Raw genomic sequence first — 21,672 nt, forward strand, 5'->3', positions numbered from 1 at the left:
ATAACTTGAGTCATTCCGTTGAAGAAAATCTATTAGCCGCCTCTGATATTGATAATGCCCAGCTCAGTTCAATGCTGGACAGTATATTGTCGCATCAAACCAATTTTGCAGATCTCTATTTTCAATCAAGCCAACATGAGAGTTGGGTGCTGGAAGACGGTATAGTCAAAGATGGCAGTTATAATATTGAGCGAGGTGTGGGTGTAAGGGCAATATCAGGCGAAAAAACCGGTTTTGCATACTCTGATGAGATTAGTAGCATTGCTTTATCTGATGCTTGCAAAGCTGCGAGAGCGATTGCGCAATTTGGCGGCAAACAAAAAGTATCGGCTTTTCAAAGTACCCAAACAAAGTCGCTTTACACCGCGAATAACCCACTGTTAGCTATGCCCGACAGCGAAAAAATAAGCTTGCTACAAGCAGTTGACACCTACATAAGACAAAAAGCGCCACACGCCTCTCAAGTCGTCGTGAGTTTGAGTGGTGTCTACGAAGAGGTATTGATTGCGGCTACTGATGGCACTTTTGCTACAGATATTAGACCACTTATTCGTTTAAACTGCTCTGTTTTGCTTGAAAAGGATGGCAAGCGAGAGCGAGGCAGTTCGGGCGCTGGCGGTCGCAGAACATACGATTACTTCTTAACTCATGTTGCTGATGGTAAAGCGCTCTATCAACAATTGGCTGATGAAGCCATACATATGGCCGAAGTGAATTTAAGGGCGATTGCCGCACCAGCAGGTTTGATGCCTGTGGTTTTAGGGAATGGTTGGCCGGGGGTGTTGTTGCATGAAGCGGTTGGTCATGGCCTTGAGGGAGACTTCAACCGCAAGGGGGCATCAACTTTCAGTGGTCGTATCGGTGAGCAGGTTGCAAGCAAAGGCGTTACGGTTGTTGATGATGGCACCATGCACGATCGTCGTGGCTCGCTCTCCGTTGATGATGAAGGCGTCAAAACGCAACGTAACGTGCTAATTGAAGACGGTATTCTTAAAGGCTATATGCAAGATAAACACAATGCGTCATTAATGGGCGAAGCGCCAACTGGGAATGGTCGCAGAGAGAGTTATGCACATCTACCGATGCCACGTATGACGAATACTTACATGTTAGGGGGTAAGTATCACCCAGACGAAATAATTGGCTCTGTTGAAAAAGGGATCTATGCGCCTAATTTTGGTGGAGGTCAAGTGGATATTACTTCCGGTAAGTTTGTTTTCTCAACTTCCGAAGCTTACTTAATTGAGAATGGAAAAGTTACCAGCCCAATCAAAGGAGCTACGCTTATCGGTAATGGCCCAGAAGTAATGCAGAAGGTGTCAATGATAGGCAATGACTTATCAATAGATATGGGCATTGGTGTTTGTGGTAAGGACGGGCAGTCAGTGCCAGTTGGTGTTGGTCAACCCACTCTTAAAGTTGATGAACTCACTGTTGGCGGCACTGCCTAAGTCATCTGTGTTAGTTAGCTACTTGCAGCATGACGCTTTCTGAAAATGAGCTTTTTAAGTAAGCGTTTTACTGCCCTCGAATTATTTGCTGCCTCGGTTGGGGCACTCGCTATTAAGTCATTAAACTCTTGTTGATTTATATGCGCTTCAGGTGCGTGAGCCATCATGACAGATCTAGGCTGCAGTTCTGCGACCAGCTGTAACGAAGCGCGATACAAAGTTGGAAGATGCACCGGATAAGGTGCAGAGTATTTTTGTTTAACCCTCACAATCAAATCGGCAACGTAAATGCGTTTGCTAGGAAGGTGCATTACCGATAGGTCTCGGTCTGTGTGGCCAGGGGTTTCAAGTATTTGCCAGTCGTTAAAACCGGGAACTCTCGCCTTATTAAGTATGCGCAGGTCTGGGCTTAATTTTGGCGAATAGTAGATATTTTGTTTTTTTCGCTTAAGCTTGCCTGCGACCCAAAAAGCCAAGGCAATATCAACTAAGTGGGAAAATCTTCCAGAAATTCCAGAATACCATTGCTCATGCCGATTCGCCGCTATTACTAGGCAATTTGTGCGGGCCCGAAGGTAGTGTGCGCATCCTGCATGGTCTGGATGCATATGAGTCACGATAACTACCTTTAAATCACTTAAAGGACGCTTTAATTCTTCGCGAAAAAAGGCCTCTATTGTATTAAAGTCGGCTCTTGCGCATCCATCGAGCAACATACACTTATCGGGATATTCAACTAGGAAAATATTTTGAATAAAACCTTGAAGCACATGGACTTTCAATACCGATTAACCCTTATTGACAATTGCCTGCATTAAGACTCCTAGCTTACTTTTTCGCGCTGGCAATTTCTACTACTTCTGCAGACTCAACTTCTAAGATACCGTCAACTTCTGCCCCCTTCATTATCTTTATGACAGACTCTTTATTCTTTGACAACAAAATCCCGAGTTCTTCTGAGAGATCTTCCGTCATCTCAATTCCTTTAGCGGACAAATAGGCGCTAAGGTTGTCGGCTACTTCTAGCATTTTGTCGTATTTATCGGCTTCTTTTTTGTCTGTTGTTACCAATTTCTCGACTCCTTTATGTTGTACTACATACTGAGTGATAACTGCCATGTTGGCCTCCAAAACGGTTAGTTGAGTAAAATTATTTACATTGTTAGCATAGCCTAAAACACTGTATAAATAAACAGTTTGTTTGCATAGTGAACTTATGTTCTTTAAAAGTCGTTTAATTCAGGAGGTTAACAACGGAGGTGTGTTTATTTTTAATTTAGATAGGATAAGTGCGGTTATATTTGATCTTGACGATACCTTAGTGAATACAGCGTTGGATTTCGCCGCAATTAAGCAAGCTATTGGGTGCCCATCATCGCATGATATCTTATCTTTCGCAGACGCTCTTCCCACTGCTGAGAAAAGAGAGAAAGCACATCAAATTATTCTTCAACATGAACTTGATGATGCTGCTAGCTCAGTTTGGATTGATGGTGCTGAAGAGTTCGTATTATCTGTGCAGGCAGCCAAATTACCTTCGGCAATAGTGACAAGAAATTGTAGACGCGCGACAGCATTGAAGCTCAAGAACAACAATATCGATATTGACACGGTGATAACACGCGAAGATGCACCCCCAAAACCAGATCCAACAGCCTTGCTGCGAATTGCTGATTCGTGGAGCTTAGCACCCGCTGAAATTGCCTATATTGGTGATTATAAGTACGACATTTTTGCTGCACACAATGCGGAAATGCAGGCATGGTTGTATACAAAACCGACAACACCGAGGCAATATGCGAAATGTTTGCAACGAATTCATAAGAATAACCCCTTGTTTCAACAAGAAAACGCAAAAACATAACATAATTATTAAATTTTATAATTAAATGACATCCGACCAGTTGCAATACTCTTCCGCGTTGCATTCAATTCTTAGGTACAGTTGTAGCTACAAGCTTTGTTGAGCATCATAAAGACAGGAAGTTAGGTTTGGTTTACAGGGTGTTATTCAGTAATGTTGTTGCTTATTGATGTAGTGTTTATTTGTAGTTTCATAGTGGCCCTTGCGTTGCTGTTTGTACTGGCGAAGCGCAACAGAAATGCGAAAAATCACATAGAGTTATTAAATAGACGTGTTGTTGAATCAGACCAAGCACAACTAAAGGCCCTCGAACTCGTATCACAACAACAGACCTGTGTTAATAACATCGGCAAGCAAATTCAATCCTGCCTTTCTCACGAGCTTACTAGCCAACACAGCTATCTCAATCAAGCTTTCTGTTCAAAAGACCGGCGTCAGAGTCGTCGTGACAATTGGAATAAAATAGTGGCACTCTCGGAACGACTCTTCCATTTCTCAATGAGAGAGCAAAGCAGAGAGCATCACTTCCCATCGGTGAGAAGCTCCGATGTTCTTGATTCAAACCGTAAGCTTCTCGAAGCCCTCTGCAAACTACATCAACAAAAGCTAATGATTTCTGAACGACGCCATGTGTTACTTGCGTTGCCCATCGGAATTCTTGATAAGATCATACGTGGTGCGGTGCATGCCTTACTTAATAGCATGAATGCGCCGTCCTCATTAGACTTTGTCTTTGATAGCTCCGATAGTTACGCTCTTCTTAGGTTAGAAGCCGAGGGAAGAGGCTTTAGTCACAGTGAGCTCAAACGAATTGAAGTGTCGGCTGCATTGTCACCTAATCTTGTATATTCAAAAAGAAGTCAAGACAACGAAGAAGGTTTAAACCTGGCTAATGTAAAAAGGCTGGTCAATGAGTTTGGTGGTGATATAAACATCGTAAGTGCGCTCAATTACACAACACGTATTTTTATCAAGTTACCCATTGTTGGCTGCGAACTTCCAAATGATAAAAGCATCACCAGCGACAAGCAACAAGATACAATTAGTACTCCCCCTGTGTTTGCTAAAAGTAGTGTGCTTATAGTCGATAATAGTGATGTTGCACAAATGCAAATACACCGAGCCTTGCAACAACAGCTCATTTGTTATGCTTGTAAACAACCCTTAGAAACCCTGCAGATGATACATAACTTGTCACCCGACATTATTTATCTTGAGCAATCAATTGAGGGAATCGGTTGTGTTGAGCTCATCCGACTTATACGAAATAACCCAAAAACAAGCCACTTACCCATAATCGTAAGCTGCGATTTAGCGTCCCAGAGTTTTAAATTTGCTGCTCTGAAGGCTGGAGCTTCTCATGTTATAGATAAGCCCGTTGCTATTGTAGAGTTGGAGTTACTACTATTGAGGTTATTGAAGAATAGCGAGGAGCTAGCCCATAAAGTTGGAGAAAGCATCTCGAAATACCACTCAGACCAAGTGGTTGCGCTTGGGTCCGACGAAGATGAGAAGGATGATGATTTCATTGAGCGTTTTAACCTGATGATTGCTAACAATTTTGGCAATGAGGACTTAACACGTGAACTCGCGGCTAAGCATCTTAATGTGACTCAGCGCACACTAAATAGGCGACTCAAAGCCTATTATTCCCATAATTTTATAGAGTATTTGAAAAAATATAGACTTGAAAGGGGTAAGGAACTTCTCTTACAAGGTGAACAAATAAGTGAGACCGCATTTAGTGTAGGTTTTTCGGCGCCCTCTTATTTCAGTACTTGCTTTAGGGCTGAATACGGTATAACGCCCTCGCAACTCAGTGCTAAGCGAGCTTAATGCCCGCCACCACTGAGAATTTGAACTTGAGCAATGTCAGTATCACCTTTGATTACTTTTAATATGGCATCTTGGGTTAGGGTACGCATGCCATCTTTCGCAGCTTGTGCTTTCATTTCTGGCACTGACGCTTCTTTATAAACCATACCGCGAAGCTCGGGTGACATGCCAAGCAATTCATGCACACCTGTTCGGCCTTTATAGCCAGTACCCCCGCAGTTTTCGCAGCCCTCACCTTTGTACAATTCGATTTCTCCATCAAAGTTAAGACCAAGCTCGTCAAGGAATTCATCACCATATTGACGTTTTATGAAGGCTTTGTCGAAGTCGCTGGCAGGATATCCCACCTTACATTCTGGGCATAATGTCCTAATAAGGCGCTGCGCCAATATTCCTACACAGGCGTCGGCGAAGTTAACAGGATCGAGCCCAAGATCGAGTAAACGTGTTATCGTTTCAGGTGCTGAGTTTGTATGCAAGGTAGATAATACTAAGTGACCGGTAAGCGATGCCTCGATACCCGCGTGCGCAGTTTCCTTATCCCGCATCTCACCTATGAGAATGATGTCGGGGTCGGCACGCAAGAATGCACGCAATGCATTGGCGAAAGTAAAGCCAATTTTGGCTTGAACTTGAACTTGTTGAAGACCTGGCTGCGTGATTTCCACAGGATCTTCTGCTGTCCAAATCTTTTTGTCAGGGGTGTTTAAGTAGCCAAGTACGGCATGCAGAGTTGTTGTTTTACCAGAACCAGTCGGCCCCACCACTAGCAAAATGCCATGTGGATTTTGAATCATAACTTCGAGCATGCCCATGTTGCGAGGTGATAGGTTCATTTTACTTATCGGCATTGCGCCGCCAGTAGCTAAGATACGCATTACCACGCCTTCACCCGCCACTGTTGGGATCGTCGCTACACGTACCTCAACCGCTTGCCCCGACATTTTAAATGTGAGCTTGCCATCCTGAGGAACGCGTTTTTCGGCTATATTTAGGCTAGACATAATTTTAATCCGCGCAATAACCGCGTTGTGATGTGAAGCCGGTACTTGGTTGATATCTCTAATCACCCCATCCACTCTCATCCGCACTCGCGTGGGTGCGCCTTTTTCTGGATCGACATGAATATCAGATGCATTTAACCGTTTGGCATCGTGTAAAACCCTGCTTACTAATCGTACTACGGCAGGAGCATCATCGGCTAGATCATCCCCTAACTCTTCAGCATCTTCACCAGTAGTGCCTATTTCATCGAGTATTTCGTCAAGCTCGCCTGGGCCAGACCCACCGACATTTTCGCCGAGATATTGCAAAATATGATTGGGCAATCCGACGGCAATTTCATAACTGTCAATGCCCAACGCGCTCTCAATTTCCATAAGCAGTGTTGCATTATTTGGTTCGGTCATGAGTACGATAGGGCTATCGTTAGCATCTGATACCACTGCCACATGATTTCGCTTTAAATACGACAAATTCAATCTACTATCGCTCTGATAAAGATGGTACTTATCTGGAATGTAGCCGATAAATGGCACTTGATAATGCACTGAAATAGCGTTACCAATTTCACTTTCAGGAATTCGATGTTCCGACATTAGGCGCTGAATAATTGATTTAACGGGCGCGTCATTTTCCGAAAGTTCATCAATTATTTTTTGTGAGGTTAAGCCTCGGTGAATAAGATATTCGAATTGGTGTTTGGTGCCACCCAATTCATAGCGAAATTTGTCGCCCAAAATTTCCGCCACTTGCACAGCAATGGCAACGTCTTCATCGTTAAAGCCTGAAGCTGCTTTGTTGATAATCTGCATTACGCCCATTAGCACGTCGGCGTTGATCACTGGCACGCACAATATATTCTGAGTAACAAAAGTACCTGATTTATCAAACTGGCCTGCAAACCGCAGTCTAGGGTGAACAGACGCCAAATGTTCTGCATTATAAGGATCGTCGATAACTAAAGGGCGCTGTGCCAACGCTACGTAGCCTGCTATTGAAGAGGGGCTAATAGGTACTTTTATTTGGCGTGTCTCTTTCCCTGTTTTGAAGCGTGCAACAAGGTCTTGGTGTTGGCGGCGTCGCTGGAACAAGCTCATGCGAGCGGCGCCGAATATCTGAAGAATAGTAGGCTCGACTTGACCGTACGCATCCATTAGGGTTGGATGTGCCGCTAATTGAGCTTTTAAAGTGTCCATCGCTGCTTGATGATTCATGCTACCAATCATTTCCTACTACCAATTTGTTCTTAATTAATACGCTCCCCGCCGCGACACGCTGGTCATCGTGGGCGACCTAGGATAGAGCTAACATATGCACCTTAACAAATATCATAGAATGTTACATGCTAGTTACATAGACTGCTTTTAGATACATAGGTATAGCATATGTATCGACAAGTGCTTAAATTAGACCAGTTTTTTCTTATTATGCAGGTAAAATGATAAAAAATACTACGTATATTTGTTATATTAAATAATCATCATGGATTTTTGAATGCGACTAACCGGACAGTTTCCGTGATTGCGGACTGTCATTGAGTAATAGTGATGCCGCAAAACGATACAACTATAATTAGTCCTTGCCATTTCCTTTTGCATCTGTATAATTCGCGCCCACTGTCTTACAGATACTTTGAAAAAGACATACGTTGTTGGATCAGCTAACTAGGTCAACGAGCTTACGCTTCTTTAGTTATTTGGCGCGCTGCAATGCAATCAAGAGCAGCACAACAGCACATGAACAGGACCTCAATTGGAGGTCAATGGTTTACGCACATCTTTTCATCCGCGCTTTTAAAATAAAGCAATAGGAGTGAAAAGGTGATTTATTTTGTTCTTTCGATTGGAGCTTAATCGATGCCAAATCAAAGAATTCGTATTCGTCTGAAAGCGTTTGATCACAAGTTGATCGATCAGTCTACTGCCGAAATCGTTGAAACTGCGAAACGCACTGGCGCACAAGTATCGGGTCCTATCCCTTTACCTACACGTAAAGAGCGTTACACGGTTCTAACATCTCCGCACGTTAACAAAGACGCACGAGATCAATACGAAATCCGTACACACAAACGTTTAGTAGATATCATTGAGCCAACTGATAAAACAGTTGACGCTTTGATGAGATTGGACTTGGCTGCCGGCGTTGATGTTCAAATCAGCCTGGGCTAACAAGAGAGGGTAATAACAATGTCGATTGGTCTTATCGGTCGTAAAGTGGGCATGACACGCATCTTCACAGAAGATGGCGTATCTATCCCTGTGACTGTTATTGAAGCGACCCCAAACCGCGTTACTCAGTTACGTACTGAGGAAACAGACGGTTATCGTGCACTACAAGTTACCGCTGGCACTAAGAAAGCTAACCGCGTTAATAAAGCTTCAGCAGGACATTTTGCTAAAGCTGGCGTAGAAGCAGGCCGTGGTTTGTGGGAATTCCGCCTTGAAGATAATGAGGGTGCGGAAATTGAAGTAGGCAGTGAAATCACTGTTGAAATCTTCAATGACACGAAAAAAGTCGATGTAGCAGGTACATCAAAAGGTAAAGGTTTCCAAGGTGCTATCAAACGTTGGAACTTCAGTTCACAGCGTATGACACACGGTAACTCACTATCTCACCGTGCTCCAGGTTCAATTGGTCAAAACCAATCACCTGGTAAAGTATTTAAAGGCAAGAAAATGGCTGGTCAACTTGGTAACAAGCGCATCACCACTCAGTCTTTAGAGCTAGTACGTGTTGATGCTGAAAACAACCTGTTATTAATTAAAGGTGCCGTACCTGGCGCTACTGGCGGCGATGTAATCGTTAAGCCGGCACTTAAAGCGTAACGTCTGGGAGTTATCATGGAATTATCATTTAAAGACGCTAAAGGCGCTCTTGAAGTATCCGACACTACCTTTGGACGTGAATTCAACGAAGCACTTGTACATCAAGTGGTTGTTGCATTCGGTGCAGGTGCTCGTCAGGGTACTAAAGCGCAAAAAACGCGCTCTGAAGTACGCGGTGGCGGTAAGAAGCCATGGCGTCAAAAAGGCACAGGCCGTGCTCGTGCTGGTACTATCCGCAGCCCAATCTGGGTTGGTGGTGGTCGTGCATTTGCTGCGAAGCCTCGTGACTTTGATCAAAAAGTAAATAAAAAGATGTACCGTGGTGCGATTCAAAGCATCCTTTCAGAATTGGTACGTCAGGAACGCCTAATCGTTGTTGAAAAATTTGGTGTTGAAGCACCAAAGACTAAAGAACTATTGGCAAAACTGAACGAATACGAACTAAACGACGTGTTAATTGTTACTCCAGATGTCGACGAGAACTTGTTCTTGGCTTCACGTAACCTTTATAAAGTTGACGTTGTAGATGTTCAAGGAATCGACCCTGTAAGCCTAATCGCATTTGATAAAGTGTTGATTACCGCTGATGCAGTGAAGCAACTTGAGGAGGCACTAGCATGAACGAAGAACGTTTATTAAAAGTCATTTTAGCACCTCACGTTTCAGAAAAGTCTACTATGGCTGCTGAACTAAACAATACAGTTGTTTTCAAGGTTCTTAAAGACGCGAACAAAGCAGAAATCAAAGCCGCAGTTGAAAAATTGTTTGAAGTTGAAGTGAATTCTGTTCGTACCGTAGTGTGTAAAGGTAAAACTAAGCGCCACGGTCAGTTTTTTGGCAAACGCAGTGACTGGAAAAAAGCATATGTTGTGCTTAAAGAAGGTCAAGACATCGACTTCGTCGGTGCAGCTGAGTAAGGGGATTAGAAATGCCATTATTGAAAGCTAAGCCAACTTCTGCTGGTCGTCGTCACGTCGTTCAGGTTGTTAACCCAGATCTTCATAAAGGTGCACCACATGCTCCTTTGCTTGACAAATTAAGCAAGTCTGGCGGTCGCAACAACAACGGTCGTATTACAGTTCGTCATATCGGTGGTGGTCATAAGCAACACTATCGTATAGTTGATTTCAAACGTAATAAAGACGGTATTCCAGCGAAAATTGAGCGTTTAGAATATGATCCAAACCGTTCATCTAATATCGCATTGGTATTATATGCAGACGGTGAGCGTCGCTACATTTTAGCTCCTAAGGGCGCTAAAGCGGGTGATGCAGTTCAATCTGGTTCTGATGCACCTATCAAAGCAGGAAATGCAATGCCAATGCGCAACATTCCTGTAGGTACAACAGTACACGCGATCGAAATGAAGCCTGGCAAAGGTGCACAAATTGCACGTTCTGCTGGTGCATACGCACAAATGCTTGCTAAAGATGGAGCGTATGTAACATTGCGTCTTCGCTCTGGTGAAGTGCGTAAAGTATTAGCTGACTGCCGTGCAACTATCGGTGAAGTGGGTAATGCTGAGCATATGCTTCGTTCACTAGGTAAAGCCGGTGCTACACGCTGGCGTGGTGTTAGACCAACAGTTCGTGGTGTTGCCATGAACCCGGTTGATCACCCGCACGGTGGTGGTGAAGGTCGTACTTCTGGTGGTCGTCATCCAGTATCACCTTGGGGTGTTCCTACCAAAGGTAAGAAAACCCGAAGTAATAAGCGTACCGATAGACTTATCGTACGTCGTCGAAATAAATAACAGCGAGGATTCACCATGCCACGTTCTCTCAAGAAAGGTCCTTTTATCGACCTGCACTTGCTGAAGAAGGTAGAAGCTGCAGTGGAAAAGGGCGAAAAGAAACCAATTAAGACTTGGTCTCGTCGTTCTATGATCATCCCAGATATGATTGGGTTGACCATTGCGGTCCATAACGGTCGCCAGCACGTTCCTGTATTCGTCAGTGACGAGATGGTCGGCCATAAGTTGGGCGAATTTGCTCCAACGCGTACTTATCGCGGCCACGTCGCAGATAAGAAAGCCAAGAGATAAGGAGAATAAAATGGAAGCATTAGCTAAACACCGTTTTGCTCGTACGTCACCTCAAAAGGCACGCTTGGTAGCAGATCAAATCCGCGGATTGCACGTTGAAAAAGCTTTAGAAGTTTTAACGTACAGCCCAAAGAAAAGTGCTGCGTTGGTCAAGAAAGTTCTTGAATCAGCCATTGCTAACGCTGAAAACAACGAAGGCGCAGATATCGATGAATTATCGGTAGCAAAAGTTTTTGTTGATGAAGGCCCGACTATGAAGCGAATCAAGACACGTGCTAAAGGCCGTGCTGATCGTATCTTTAAGCGTAGCAGTCACATCACTGTGGTTGTGGCGGATAACTAGGAGTAGATTATGGGACAGAAGGTTCATCCTACCGGTATACGCCTGGGTATCAGCAAACCATGGACATCTACTTGGTACGCTAATACAGCAGAATATGCCGATAACTTGTTTAATGACCATTTGGTCCGTCAATATTTGACGAAACAGTTAAAGAGCGCGTCACTTTCTAAAATCGTTATCGAACGCCCTGCAAAGAGCATTCGTGTAACTATACATACGGCTCGTCCGGGTGTAGTTATCGGTAAGAAAGGTGAAGACGTAGAGAAGCTTCGCAATCATGTTTCTAAGCTAGCCGGTGTGCCAGCTCAGATCAACATTGCTGAAGTACGTAAACCTGAACTTGATGCACAGCTTGTAGCTGACAGCATTTCAAGCCAGCTTGAACGCCGTGTTATGTTCCGTCGCGCTATGAAGCGTGCTGTTCAAAACGCAATGCGTTTAGGTGCACTTGGTATCAAAGTTGAAGTTAGTGGCCGTTTGGGCGGAGCAGAGATTGCACGTGGCGAATGGTATCGTGAAGGTCGTGTACCACTACACACTTTCCGTGCAGACATCGATTATGCGACGTCTGAAGCACTCACTCAATACGGTATCATTGGCGTTAAAGTGTGGATCTTCAAAGGTGAAGTATTAGGCGGTTTGCCTCTTACTCAAGAGCAACCAGCTCCAGCACCTAAGAAGAAAGGCCGCAACGCTAAACGAGAGGGCTAATCATGTTACAACCAAAGCGTACGAAATTTCGTAAAATGCATAAAGGTCGTAACCGTGGTCTTGCTATTGCTGGTAGCAAAGTAAGCTTCGGGACATATGGTCTTAAATCGGTAGGCCGTGGTCGTATGACTGCTCGCCAAATCGAAGCAGCTCGTCGTGCCATGACTCGTCACGTTAAACGTCAAGGTAAAATTTGGATTCGAGTTTTCCCTGACAAGCCAATTACTGAAAAACCTTTGGAAGTACGTCAAGGTAAAGGTAAAGGTAACGTTGAGTACTGGGTATGCCAAATTCAACCGGGTCGTGTGTTATATGAGATGGAAGGTGTTCCAGAATCATTAGCTCGTGAAGCGTTTGCATTGGCTGCGGCTAAATTGCCATTTAAAACAACCTTTGTAACTCGGACGGTGATGTAATGAAAGCGACTGAACTTAAAGAAAAAAGCGTAGAAGAGTTGAACGCAGAATTAATTAATTTGCTCCGTGAGCAATTTAATCTTCGCATGCAACACTCTACAGGCCAGCTTGAAAAAACTGACCAATTGAGAACAGTACGTCGTAGCATCGCACGTGTTAAAACTATCTTAACTCAAAAGGCTGATTCGTAATGACTGAACAGAAAATTCGTACAGTACAAGGCCGTGTAACTAGTAACAAAATGGATAAAACCATTACTGTTATGGTAGAGAGAACTGTTAAGCACCCAATTTATGGGAAGTTTATCAAGCGTTCTACTAAGCTACACGCACACGACGAAGCTAACGTGTGTAATGAAGGTGACGTAGTTACAATTACTGAATGTCGCCCAATTTCAAAGTCTAAGACTTGGAAGTTAGTTGACGTTGTAGTTAAAGCTTAAGAAATACAAGCTCAATGAAAAAAGACACTGCCCGCGAGGGTTAGTGTCTTTTTTGTTTTTGGGAGCAATATGCGAGCTTTCACCTGTACCTAAGGATGCATTTTATGCAGGCGCTACCAATTTGACTTTCAGTTTGATATTATTTTTCTGAACTCACAACTTATTCATCAAGGACGATACTATGAACAGGAAAATGCTTTCAGCATTTCTTTGTATTTTTGTTTTATTTTCTTCATCAACTTACGCAAATGGCGTAAATCTGGCTGAAGGCCTTTCTAAACATTACACCTACCAAAACGCTTCGCTATCACCAGACGGCTCAAAATTGGCTGTGAACATTGTGATGGGAGACCTCGCAAGCTTGGTAATATTAGATCTCAATACTTTCAAACAAGTTGGAACAGTCAAGTTCGCCGACCGATACGAGCCGGGTGACTATTGGTGGGCTAACAACGAAAGGATTGTGATCAAAGTGGTCGCCAACTCTCTCGGCAGAGAACAAACCTCGTACCGTGGGGAGCTATATGCAGTTGACTACAATGGTAAAAATGGACAAATGATCTATGGCTATCGGGCTGGGTTAGGGGCAACCGGAACGCGTCTTAATCGAAAGTCTAATACGCGGGGTTGGGCCGAGTTCATCGACATCTTACCTGAAGACCCTAAACATATCCTAATATCGTCCACGGGCATGTCTATAGACGGTAGTAAGAAGCCCACTATTCACCGTTTAAACGTTTATAATGGAAAGCTGTCTAACCCGTATATGCGCTCTCCTGTTCCTAACGCAGACTTTGTTACCGATCAACAAGGCGAAGTAAAAGTACTCATTGGGGCGGGGGATGAAGGCTATTCTGAGGTGTATCTTCGTGACGATGAAGCCGATAGTTGGACGCAGTTAAAGAATGACTTACTAGGGCAAAGCTTTTATCCGCTATTCATAGACGATAGTGGCGAGCATTTATACGTTCTCGATGAGGGTGACGGTGATAAAAATGGTCTGTATAAGCTAAATCTTAAGACACTTGAAACACAACACATATTTACTGATGAGACCGTAGATATCACAAACGTTACCTTTAGTTCAGACGGCAGAAGTGCCTACGCAGTGCGTCTGGATACTGGCCGCCCTGAATATGTCATGTTTGGTGACAAGAGTGATGAAGCTAAATTATATCGCCAGTTTTTGGAAACTTTCCCAGGTAATGCGGTGTCTCTGCTGAGTAAAAGTGAAGATGGCAATAAGTGGGTAGTGTACGTTAATAGCGATATATCGCCAGGCACTTATTACCTTTACGACAAAAAACAAGGTCAAATGCAGTCTTTGTTTAGAAACATGGAACATATTCCACAAGAGCGTTTATCTGAATCCACACCGATAAAATACACTGCTAGTGACGGTAAGGTCATTCATGGATTTCTCACTCATCCTGTAGGATTAAAAGCCAACGCTGACGCGCCACTCGTTGTCTTAGTTCACGGTGGTCCGCATGGTGTACGGGACTACTGGTTGTTTGACCGTGACACACAATATCTCGCGTCACAGGGCTATGCCGTATTGAGAGTCAATTTCCGAGGTTCGGGCGGCTACGGGGATAAACATTTGTATTCCGGCTACAAGCATTGGGGAGACCTAATTCAGCAAGACATCATAGATGGCGTTTTGTGGGCGCAGCAGCAAAAAGGCATACACAAAGATAAAGTCTGTATCATGGGCGCAAGTTTTGGGGCTTACTCAGCGCTGATGTCGGCAACGATAGAGCCTGAACTATTTTCTTGTGTAATAGCCAACGCTGGCGTTTATGACCTCACTCTAATGTATGACGAAGGGGATATTCCTCGAATGCTCTATGGTAAGAACCGGCTGCGTGAGTACGTTGGTGAAGATCCAGAAGTACTAAAGGCTTTTTCGCCAATAAATCATATCGACAAATTACAAGCTCCCATCCTAATCGGGCACGGCAAGAAAGATGAAAGAACGCCCTTTATTCATGCTGAACGTTTGCGAGAAGAGCTAGAAAAGCGTAATAAGCCTTTTGAGTGGTTTGTAAGAAGCACAGAGAGCCACGGTTTCTTCGACGAAAAAAATAGGCAGGAGTGGTATGAAGAACTAGGGCTCTTTTTAGAGACTCACCTAGACTAAGCTAGCGTAACTGACTTAATGCATCGGAGTAGGCGATATTCAGCTATATCGCCTATTATTATCAAAGCTTCAAAGCTTCGTGAGGAATGTCCAAATAGAGCGTAATTAACTGTCCGGCTCTATTTACTTTAAAGATAAGCGTCTGTGCGTTTCTTATCTCTTGTTGCATATCGTTAAATGCATCCTCGTCGTCTACACTGAAGCCATTGACCTCCAAAAGCACATCACCTTCTTTAAATTTCGCCGATCTAAATAGAGAGGGATTTGCTCCCGGAATAATTACTTTGCCGCCGTCGTTGAAATGATTGGGCAGAAGTTGCACTATATGCTCTATCTGACGTGGACGCGAACCTATTTCTTCAGCCGTCATCGATGAAAATATTTCTTTCAATTGCTGCTCTTCCAGTGTATTACTTCCCTGCAGTTCAAGCTCAAAGTCACGTGATTCGTATTCTATTAACACTTTATTGCGCTCAATTTTTTTTACAAAAACATCGAGCTCCGCTATATTTTCGTCTTCTTTGAAACTCCCTAGCTTTCCATCTACTTCAATTTCGGTGTAGCGTTGACTCGCAGTGTTACTAAACAAGATGCCCCGTAAGATAAGGTTGGCAGGTAAGTCGTTGAGCTCTGTAGATAATGTTTGACTCTCTCGCGTTTCAGGGCTTTCAATATAGCTAGCAACTTGATCATTAGAGCTTTGTGCTGAAAATGAAGACCGTTGCTTTTGATTATCCTCAAGGCCTGTACTTCTTTGCTCAAGAGGCGTTTGCTTATCATCAAAACCCGCATAATATAAGGACATACTAACGACAATTATCATTAAGATAGTGGCTACTGCAATTGTGGCTACAAATTTATTCATTGCTCCTCCCTTTCACTGCATTGTAATCAACTGAGCTTACTTCTCCAAGATAGATTTGAATCGCTTTTCTCTTGGGCTAAAAACACACAAAAAAACGATAAAAATAAGACTTAAAAAATGAATATTCTTATAAATTAACTCATATTTTAAGTTGAAAATTTAGTCATTTTTAGGTTTTTATATGTCTGATTTCGATAACGTCATTAAAAACAATGAGATAAAATATTTTTATTGTTGGCACGACTAATGCTTAGCCAGTTTGATTAATTTAACTTACGCATTCGGAGCGAATCATGTCAGTAAGCAAGGCCGTAAAAACAATGATAGTTGCATCAATAGCTATAGCGGGCCTAAGCGTTGCATTAATGTCAGCAACGCCTGATAACCTTTTTGAAGGTGATAAGCCTCATGCAATGTCAAAAAGCAAAGCCGAGCAACCTAAGTCTTATATTGTTCAGGGGAAAAAAGCTGAAACACTTAAGACCGCGGTAACCAGTGTCGGTGGCAGTGTGTCACGAGAGTTTCCAATTATCAATGCGGTAAGTGCGGTATTGACGCCATCCCAAGCAGAAGTGATATCAAAGCTCGACGATATAAGAATTCAAGATGATCGCTCTGTAGCTACAATGAGTAACGGTAATACCAACAAAAAATTTGTCATCGACAATTATATAGCGACGCAAACAGATGCGGATAAATTACACGATTTAGGTATAACAGGCCTAGGTGTTACCGTTGCGGTGCTCGATAGTGGTGTAAGTATGGCAGGTCAGCACAGTATAAACTTGCTAGTTGATTCAGAGGGTTACTGGCGAGTTCCAGCGAAGTATGATGCTATCAAAAGTAGAAAAACTTGGTGGTTGAACGACGATAAAAACGGACATGGCTCACACGTTTCAGGCATTATCGCAAGCAGCTTGAAATCAGAAAATGGCAAATACAACGGCATCGCTCCCGACGTATATTTACTATCTGTAAAAGCTTTCGATCGAAATGGTCAAAGTAGTTATTCAAAAGTACTTGACGGTTTAAACTGGATCTATCACAACCGCGCCCGCTACCGAATAAAGGTACTCAATTTGTCATTAGGGGCTGAGGTACAATCTAACTATTGGGATGATCCAATCAACCAAGCGATTATGCGCTTGTGGGACGCGGGTATTGTCGTAGTGACCTCTGCTGGTAACAGCGGACATAAAGACATGGGAATTACAGTACCGGGTAACAACCCTTATATTATCACTGTTGGTGCGATTACCGACAGCTATACTCCGTTTGATTTCAGCGATGATCGTGTAACAACATTTTCATCAACTGGCCCTACTGTAGAGGGTTTCGTTAAGCCAGAAGTTGTGGCTTATGGCGGTCACGTATCAGCGAAGGTAGACAAACGCTTTGCGACGGGTAACTTCTTCGAAAGTGCGACGGGTATTGAATATCAAGAGATTTCAGGCACTTCACAGGCTTCAGCCGTTGTATCTGGTATCGCAGCCTTGATGTTACAGTACAATCCCTACTTAAGCCCAGATGATGTGAAGTGTCGCATTATGGCTAGCGCGAAAATGGCGGTAAATTCTGCGGGCGAGATGGCATTTAGTCCCTTTGAGCAAGGCCACGGTATGGTTAACGCCTATGATGCTGTCGCTAGCCAAGCAACTGGCTGTGCTAACCGTGGCTTAGACATCGCTGCTGATATGGCGGGTGCTATGCACTTTATGGGCCCTGTATCGAAATCACCAGAAGGCAAGTTGGCTATTTTAGCCGGCGATAAGCTAATCACTGAAGGTCATCAGTGGGGTGACACAGGCTTGATCGCCGAAGGTCATCAGTGGGGTGATACAAGACTATTTAGCGAAGGTCATCAATGGGGCGATACGGGCGTGTTCTCTGAGGGTCATCAATGGGGAGATACAAATCTATTCATTGAAGGGCATCAATGGGGTGACACATCTTTCTTGCTTGAGGGCCATCAATGGGGAGATACAGGCATATTCGCCGAAGGACATCAATGGGGCGACACAGGAATGTTCTCTGAAGGTCATCAGTGGGGAGACACAAGAATGTTAGCTGAAGCTTGGGAAAACAGACAAGAATTCATTGAAAGTACCGAGCAAGTTAGCACTCCATCAGATAGCGTAGTTATTGACGAGGATGGAGAAGAAGAAGTCGATAATTGGCAGACAACAGAGCGGGCAGCACCAAGATCGGCTCCAATTAATTAAGCAGACAAAATTCGTTAGAAAAAGGCCATCAAAGATGGCCTTTTTTATAAATGAACAACATAGTATGGAAGACCATACCTTTGTAACCTGAATTGTAATAACAAATAACTTATTATCCGCAGAGCGGGCATAGCTACCTATTATTATATTTCTCCCAGGTTTTTATTAGACATTTGTGGCAAGTAATATTTATGGAAACACACGTTTTGATTTCAAGAAAAAAATGGCGCTTTTGTGGGCTGTTGCTGCTACTCGTGGCTTTTATCTCGCATGCTGGTCAAGACAATATTCGATTCGAAACCTACAGTTTAAACGAGGGCTTGTCACAAGAAAATGTGCGGGCGATTCATCAAGACAGTGAAGGCTATATGTGGTTTGGTACTCAAGAGGGTCTGAATCGTTTTGATGGCTACCAATTTAAGGTATACGCTAATAGCCTCGAAGACCGCAATACTCTAAGCTCATCTTTTATTACATCTATTGCTGAGACCTCAGACGGTACTATATGGCTTGGTACTTCAAACGGTGTGAGTTCACACAACAAACAAAAACAAAGTTTTAAACGTTATCGCAAAGCTGTCAATGAGCCAGGCAAGCTGCTCATCGATATACGCGTAGTATTTGTTGATTCACAAAATATGGTATGGGCAGGCACCGCTAATGGCTTATACCGATATAATCAAGCCTTAGACGGTTTCGAAGAAATAGTTATCAATGGAGCCGGTGGCGAAAAAGACGTGTTTGTTGACGCTTTAGCTGAAGACATAACGGGTGGCTTGTGGATTGCAGCAACTCATATAGGTCTGTTCCGATATGACCGTATGGCAAACTCAGTGAATCTCATTGCACAGAGCTTTGATGGCCACTCCGACCCTGAGCCTAAGAGCCCTGGTTTGCATAAGCTCATGATTGATAGTGAGCAACGTTTGTGGATCGGTACGATTGGTTTGGGGCTCTTTACTCTGGATTTGCAACAACCATTGGCAAACGACGAATTACCAACATTTGAGCGTCAGCAGCAGTTTGATGGTCTAAAGATTAGAGCTTTACATGAAGACCAAGTCGGTAACACTTGGGTTGGTACTGAGACAGGTTTGTACTTTATAGACAAGACCAGTAAAAAGACCGAGTTGCTTCAATATGCCCTGAATGACCCAACATCAATTGCCGATAACTATATTACTAGTTTACATCAAGATAAAGGCGGTGTTTTTTGGGTTGGTACTTATCGCGGTCTAAGCAAGTGGAATACAGCAACAGCAAAGTTTGACTATTATCGAGTTCAGGCCGACCAGAACTATAGTTTGACTAGCCCAATCATTAATGAAATTGAAAACGCTGGCAACGATCAAGTGTGGATTTCGACTCAGGCAGGCCTGAATCTCCTAGATTTAGATTCAAAGCGAATTCAACAGTTCTATCACGACCCGAATGAGCCAGATTCTTTGGCTGAAAATAATATTCAATCATTGTTTAGTTCCTCTAAAACTGAACTATGGTTGGGGTATCGTTCATCAGGTTTAGGCAGGCTTGATAGAACAACAGGTAAATTCACGCAATACAAAAACATCCCTGGCGACCCAAAATCATTAGCAGCAGATGGTGTAACATCTGTCATTCAAGCCGATGAAGGCAAGCTTTGGGTAGGGACCTTTGATGGCGGACTGAATTTATTTGATAAACAGACCGGAACAGTCAGACGCTATCAGCATAATCCTAATAATTTGTTTAGTATCAGCGGTAACAAAATAATGAGTCTGACGAAAGATCGTCGCGGTATGCTCTGGATAGGTACCTTAGGGCAAGGTCTTAATCTATTTAATCCCGCACTGGGGACCTCTACTCGTATATTAAAAAATGAAGAACAAGCGGATAGTCTGGGCAGTGACGTTATTTATACCGTTTATGAAGATAAGCTTGGTAATATTTGGGTAGGAACTGGTGGCTCTGGGCTCAACTTTTTGTCATCAGAGAATAGAAAAATTGGCAATTATGTATTCGAAAAATACAGTCGCATGCAAGGTCTACCAAGTAGTTCGGTGTTCGGTATTTTGGAAGACCCTTCCGGTTCTCTGTGGCTAAGCACAAATAGAGGATTGACCAAGTTCGATCCAGAAACGAAACAAATGCTCAACTATGACAGTTCTCATGGCCTTCAGGGGAACGAATTTAACTTCGGTGCATACCACAAAATGCCCGATGGCACTTTTTTCTTTGGTGGTAATAACGGTGTCACTGCTTTTGACCCCGACGATATTGCGCCGAATTCCCACGTTCCACCTGTTGTGCTTACTAAGTTCCAACGTTTAAACGAAGTCACCACCATGAGCGAGGCGCGCAACCAAAATGACAAGATTGAAGTTTCTTATAAAGACTACTTAATTGCCTTTGAATTTGCAGGCCTTGATTACTCCAGCCCAGGAAACAATCGATATGCATATAAGCTTGAAGGCTTTGATGAGGATTGGATTGAAGCAAGAGATGTGAGAAAGGCGACCTACACTAACTTGCCAGCAGGTAACTATGTTTTCAAAGTAAAAGCTTCAAACAATGATGGGGTATGGAATGAGGAAGGATCAAATATACTCCTAACTGTATTACCTGCCCCATGGTTTTCTTGGTGGGCATATTCAATATACAGCTTGTTTTTCTTGGGACTCTCCTTTTGGTTATACCGTTCGTACTTAAACAAAGTTAAACGAGAAGAAGTCTACCTTGCACAGCTCGAAAATGAAGTACAAAAAAGAACCATGGAGCTAAGCGCGGCCAACGAACAGCTATTAAATACAAGCGTTACCGATCAGTTAACTGGTTTACACAATCGTAGATATTTGGCTAATGTGATCAAGGGCGAGTGCGAGAGTATATATAAGGAATTTAAATCCTATCTTTCTAATAACCACGTGAACGCAAACGAGGGTCCTCGTTTATTCTTTTTAATGTTCGACTTAGACGGTTTCAAGCCAATAAATGATACATACGGTCATGACGCTGGTGACAGGGTTATTATGCAAGTAGGCGAGCTATTACAAAGTGTTTGCCGTGAGGATGACATCGTTATCCGTTGGGGCGGCGATGAGTTTATGGTAGTTGGTAAAGTCTATGACCAAGGCGAAGTATCTTATCTTGCAGAACGTATTCGAGAGACGATTGAAAAATACGGCTTTAATATTGGCCTATCGCAGCGTATGCATCTTTCTAGTTCTATTGGATATGCGATGTATCCCTTTGCCCACTTCTCACCAGATTCATTAAGTTGGGAGCAGGTACATTTGTTGGCTGATAAAGCGTTATACAAGTCGAAAGATGCCGGCCGAAACACTTGGGTGGGAATGGTTCAATGCCCAGAAGCACCTTCCGTTGGCGTTATGAATACGCTCACTCATAATGTTGATCACGCGGTTGAACAAGGGCACATTGTTTTAGAAACACCTGAAACAATGCGCAATGCTCACAAAAATCGTTCGAATGTGAGTTCGTTAGCGAGTAGAAAATAGCGGCTAAGATT

Annotated in this window: 21 protein-coding genes; 17 read left to right on the top strand and 4 right to left on the bottom strand. The window is 43.3% G+C overall.

The features are described 5' to 3' along the window. Window positions 1-5: 5 nt before the first annotated feature. Complete coding sequence (tldD, locus tag ISG33_RS09910; protein WP_195733435.1) at window positions 6-1,451, top strand: metalloprotease TldD; 1,446 nt, start codon at window positions 6-8, stop codon at window positions 1,449-1,451. 14 nt (window positions 1,452-1,465) lie between these two features. Here the strand turns inward: tldD and ISG33_RS09915 are convergent, their stop codons facing one another. Then, window positions 1,466-2,233: an MBL fold metallo-hydrolase gene (locus tag ISG33_RS09915; RefSeq protein WP_195733436.1), complete on the bottom strand. Its 768-nt coding sequence runs from the start codon at window positions 2,231-2,233 to the stop codon at window positions 1,466-1,468. A 46-nt stretch (window positions 2,234-2,279) separates the two neighbouring features. After that, window positions 2,280-2,570 (bottom strand): YebG family protein, encoded by a 291-nt coding sequence (locus tag ISG33_RS09920; RefSeq protein ID WP_195733437.1) that lies wholly within the window; start codon window positions 2,568-2,570, stop codon window positions 2,280-2,282. 97 nt (window positions 2,571-2,667) lie between these two features. On the opposite strand from ISG33_RS09920, the gene ISG33_RS09925 reads away from it, so the two are divergent. Together ISG33_RS09925 and ISG33_RS09930 are read left to right on the top strand one after the other, a co-directional pair. Further along, complete coding sequence (locus ISG33_RS09925; protein WP_195733438.1) at window positions 2,668-3,315, top strand: HAD family hydrolase; 648 nt, start codon at window positions 2,668-2,670, stop codon at window positions 3,313-3,315. Window positions 3,316-3,468: 153 nt separating this feature from the next. Continuing rightward, complete coding sequence (locus ISG33_RS09930; RefSeq protein WP_195733439.1) at window positions 3,469-5,151, top strand: helix-turn-helix domain-containing protein; 1,683 nt, start codon at window positions 3,469-3,471, stop codon at window positions 5,149-5,151. On the opposite strand, the gene ISG33_RS09935 is transcribed toward ISG33_RS09930, so the two are convergent. Continuing rightward, window positions 5,148-7,367: a GspE/PulE family protein gene (locus ISG33_RS09935; RefSeq protein ID WP_229333526.1), complete on the bottom strand. Its 2,220-nt coding sequence runs from the start codon at window positions 7,365-7,367 to the stop codon at window positions 5,148-5,150. The genes ISG33_RS09930 and ISG33_RS09935 overlap by 4 nt on opposite strands. 642 nt (window positions 7,368-8,009) lie before the next feature. Here ISG33_RS09935 and rpsJ point away from each other — a divergent pair. From rpsJ to ISG33_RS09995, 12 genes are all read left to right on the top strand, one after another. Further along, window positions 8,010-8,321, top strand: coding sequence for a 30S ribosomal protein S10 (gene rpsJ / locus ISG33_RS09940; protein ID WP_006012796.1), 312 nt, complete (start codon window positions 8,010-8,012; stop codon window positions 8,319-8,321). An 18-nt stretch (window positions 8,322-8,339) separates the two neighbouring features. Then, the gene (gene rplC, locus ISG33_RS09945; protein ID WP_195733441.1) at window positions 8,340-8,978 is read left to right on the top strand and encodes a 50S ribosomal protein L3; all 639 of its coding nucleotides are present in this window, start codon (window positions 8,340-8,342) and stop codon (window positions 8,976-8,978) included. A 15-nt stretch (window positions 8,979-8,993) separates the two neighbouring features. Further along, entirely contained in the window at window positions 8,994-9,599 is a 606-nt protein-coding gene (gene rplD, locus ISG33_RS09950) for a 50S ribosomal protein L4 (protein ID WP_195733442.1), read from the top strand. Then, window positions 9,596-9,895, top strand: a complete 300-nt coding sequence (gene rplW, locus ISG33_RS09955) for a 50S ribosomal protein L23 (protein WP_195733443.1) — start codon at window positions 9,596-9,598, stop codon at window positions 9,893-9,895. Before rplD ends, rplW begins: the two co-directional genes overlap by 4 nt. 11 nt (window positions 9,896-9,906) lie before the next feature. Further along, window positions 9,907-10,731 carry a 50S ribosomal protein L2 gene (gene rplB, locus ISG33_RS09960; protein ID WP_195733444.1) on the top strand — a complete coding sequence of 275 codons (825 nt, stop codon included), beginning with the start codon at window positions 9,907-9,909 and terminating at the stop codon, window positions 10,729-10,731. A 15-nt stretch (window positions 10,732-10,746) separates the two neighbouring features. Further along, window positions 10,747-11,022, top strand: coding sequence for a 30S ribosomal protein S19 (rpsS, locus tag ISG33_RS09965; protein WP_014107406.1), 276 nt, complete (start codon window positions 10,747-10,749; stop codon window positions 11,020-11,022). A 10-nt stretch (window positions 11,023-11,032) separates the two neighbouring features. Then, a complete protein-coding gene (gene rplV, locus ISG33_RS09970; RefSeq protein ID WP_195733445.1) occupies window positions 11,033-11,365 on the top strand; it encodes a 50S ribosomal protein L22 in 333 nt (110 codons plus the stop codon). 9 nt (window positions 11,366-11,374) lie between these two features. Beyond that, window positions 11,375-12,076 carry a 30S ribosomal protein S3 gene (gene rpsC, locus ISG33_RS09975; protein WP_195733446.1) on the top strand — a complete coding sequence of 234 codons (702 nt, stop codon included), beginning with the start codon at window positions 11,375-11,377 and terminating at the stop codon, window positions 12,074-12,076. A 2-nt stretch (window positions 12,077-12,078) separates the two neighbouring features. Then, a complete protein-coding gene (gene rplP / locus ISG33_RS09980) occupies window positions 12,079-12,492 on the top strand; it encodes a 50S ribosomal protein L16 (RefSeq protein ID WP_195733447.1) in 414 nt (137 codons plus the stop codon). Further along, entirely contained in the window at window positions 12,492-12,683 is a 192-nt protein-coding gene (rpmC, locus tag ISG33_RS09985) for a 50S ribosomal protein L29 (RefSeq protein ID WP_195733448.1), read from the top strand. The genes rplP and rpmC overlap by 1 nt, the downstream gene beginning before the upstream one ends. Next, a complete protein-coding gene (gene rpsQ, locus ISG33_RS09990) occupies window positions 12,683-12,934 on the top strand; it encodes a 30S ribosomal protein S17 (RefSeq protein ID WP_195733449.1) in 252 nt (83 codons plus the stop codon). Before rpmC ends, rpsQ begins: the two co-directional genes overlap by 1 nt. Window positions 12,935-13,115: 181 nt before the next feature. Then, on the top strand, window positions 13,116-15,077 hold the full coding sequence (locus tag ISG33_RS09995) for an alpha/beta hydrolase family protein (RefSeq protein ID WP_195733450.1): 1,962 nt from the start codon (window positions 13,116-13,118) through the stop codon (window positions 15,075-15,077). A gap of 61 nt (window positions 15,078-15,138) precedes the next feature. On the opposite strand, the gene ISG33_RS10000 is transcribed toward ISG33_RS09995, so the two are convergent. Then, complete coding sequence (locus tag ISG33_RS10000) at window positions 15,139-15,942, bottom strand: hypothetical protein (protein ID WP_195733451.1); 804 nt, start codon at window positions 15,940-15,942, stop codon at window positions 15,139-15,141. A gap of 293 nt (window positions 15,943-16,235) precedes the next feature. Between ISG33_RS10000 and ISG33_RS10005 the strand changes: the two genes are divergently transcribed. Next, window positions 16,236-18,164: a S8 family peptidase gene (locus ISG33_RS10005; RefSeq protein ID WP_195733452.1), complete on the top strand. Its 1,929-nt coding sequence runs from the start codon at window positions 16,236-16,238 to the stop codon at window positions 18,162-18,164. Window positions 18,165-18,355: 191 nt separating this feature from the next. Continuing rightward, window positions 18,356-21,661, top strand: a complete 3,306-nt coding sequence (locus ISG33_RS10010) for a ligand-binding sensor domain-containing protein (RefSeq protein ID WP_195733453.1) — start codon at window positions 18,356-18,358, stop codon at window positions 21,659-21,661. The last annotated feature ends 11 nt before the right edge of the window (window positions 21,662-21,672 follow it).

The organism is Marinibium conchae, assembly GCF_015595035.1.
GTDB lineage: Bacteria > Pseudomonadota > Gammaproteobacteria > Enterobacterales > Alteromonadaceae > Glaciecola.

Excerpts from the sequence above, each read along its gene's own strand:
- ISG33_RS09935 (WP_229333526.1), bottom strand. The coding sequence starts at position 7,367 with ATGAATCATCAAGCAGCGATGGACACTTTAAAAGCTCAATTAGCGGCA.
- rplP (WP_195733447.1), top strand. The coding sequence starts at position 12,079 with ATGTTACAACCAAAGCGTACGAAATTTCGTAAAATGCATAAAGGTCGT.
- rpmC (WP_195733448.1), top strand. The coding sequence starts at position 12,492 with ATGAAAGCGACTGAACTTAAAGAAAAAAGCGTAGAAGAGTTGAACGCA.
- rpsC (WP_195733446.1), top strand. The coding sequence starts at position 11,375 with ATGGGACAGAAGGTTCATCCTACCGGTATACGCCTGGGTATCAGCAAA.
- ISG33_RS10010 (WP_195733453.1), top strand. The coding sequence starts at position 18,356 with ATGGAAACACACGTTTTGATTTCAAGAAAAAAATGGCGCTTTTGTGGG.
- rpsQ (WP_195733449.1), top strand. The coding sequence starts at position 12,683 with ATGACTGAACAGAAAATTCGTACAGTACAAGGCCGTGTAACTAGTAAC.
- rplB (WP_195733444.1), top strand. The coding sequence starts at position 9,907 with ATGCCATTATTGAAAGCTAAGCCAACTTCTGCTGGTCGTCGTCACGTC.
- rplC (WP_195733441.1), top strand. The coding sequence starts at position 8,340 with ATGTCGATTGGTCTTATCGGTCGTAAAGTGGGCATGACACGCATCTTC.
- rplV (WP_195733445.1), top strand. The coding sequence starts at position 11,033 with ATGGAAGCATTAGCTAAACACCGTTTTGCTCGTACGTCACCTCAAAAG.
- rpsS (WP_014107406.1), top strand. The coding sequence starts at position 10,747 with ATGCCACGTTCTCTCAAGAAAGGTCCTTTTATCGACCTGCACTTGCTG.
- rplW (WP_195733443.1), top strand. The coding sequence starts at position 9,596 with ATGAACGAAGAACGTTTATTAAAAGTCATTTTAGCACCTCACGTTTCA.
- ISG33_RS09925 (WP_195733438.1), top strand. The coding sequence starts at position 2,668 with ATGTTCTTTAAAAGTCGTTTAATTCAGGAGGTTAACAACGGAGGTGTG.
- ISG33_RS09995 (WP_195733450.1), top strand. The coding sequence starts at position 13,116 with ATGAACAGGAAAATGCTTTCAGCATTTCTTTGTATTTTTGTTTTATTT.
- rpsJ (WP_006012796.1), top strand. The coding sequence starts at position 8,010 with ATGCCAAATCAAAGAATTCGTATTCGTCTGAAAGCGTTTGATCACAAG.
- rplD (WP_195733442.1), top strand. The coding sequence starts at position 8,994 with ATGGAATTATCATTTAAAGACGCTAAAGGCGCTCTTGAAGTATCCGAC.
- ISG33_RS09920 (WP_195733437.1), bottom strand. The coding sequence starts at position 2,570 with ATGGCAGTTATCACTCAGTATGTAGTACAACATAAAGGAGTCGAGAAA.
- ISG33_RS10005 (WP_195733452.1), top strand. The coding sequence starts at position 16,236 with ATGTCAGTAAGCAAGGCCGTAAAAACAATGATAGTTGCATCAATAGCT.
- ISG33_RS10000 (WP_195733451.1), bottom strand. The coding sequence starts at position 15,942 with ATGAATAAATTTGTAGCCACAATTGCAGTAGCCACTATCTTAATGATA.
- ISG33_RS09930 (WP_195733439.1), top strand. The coding sequence starts at position 3,469 with ATGTTGTTGCTTATTGATGTAGTGTTTATTTGTAGTTTCATAGTGGCC.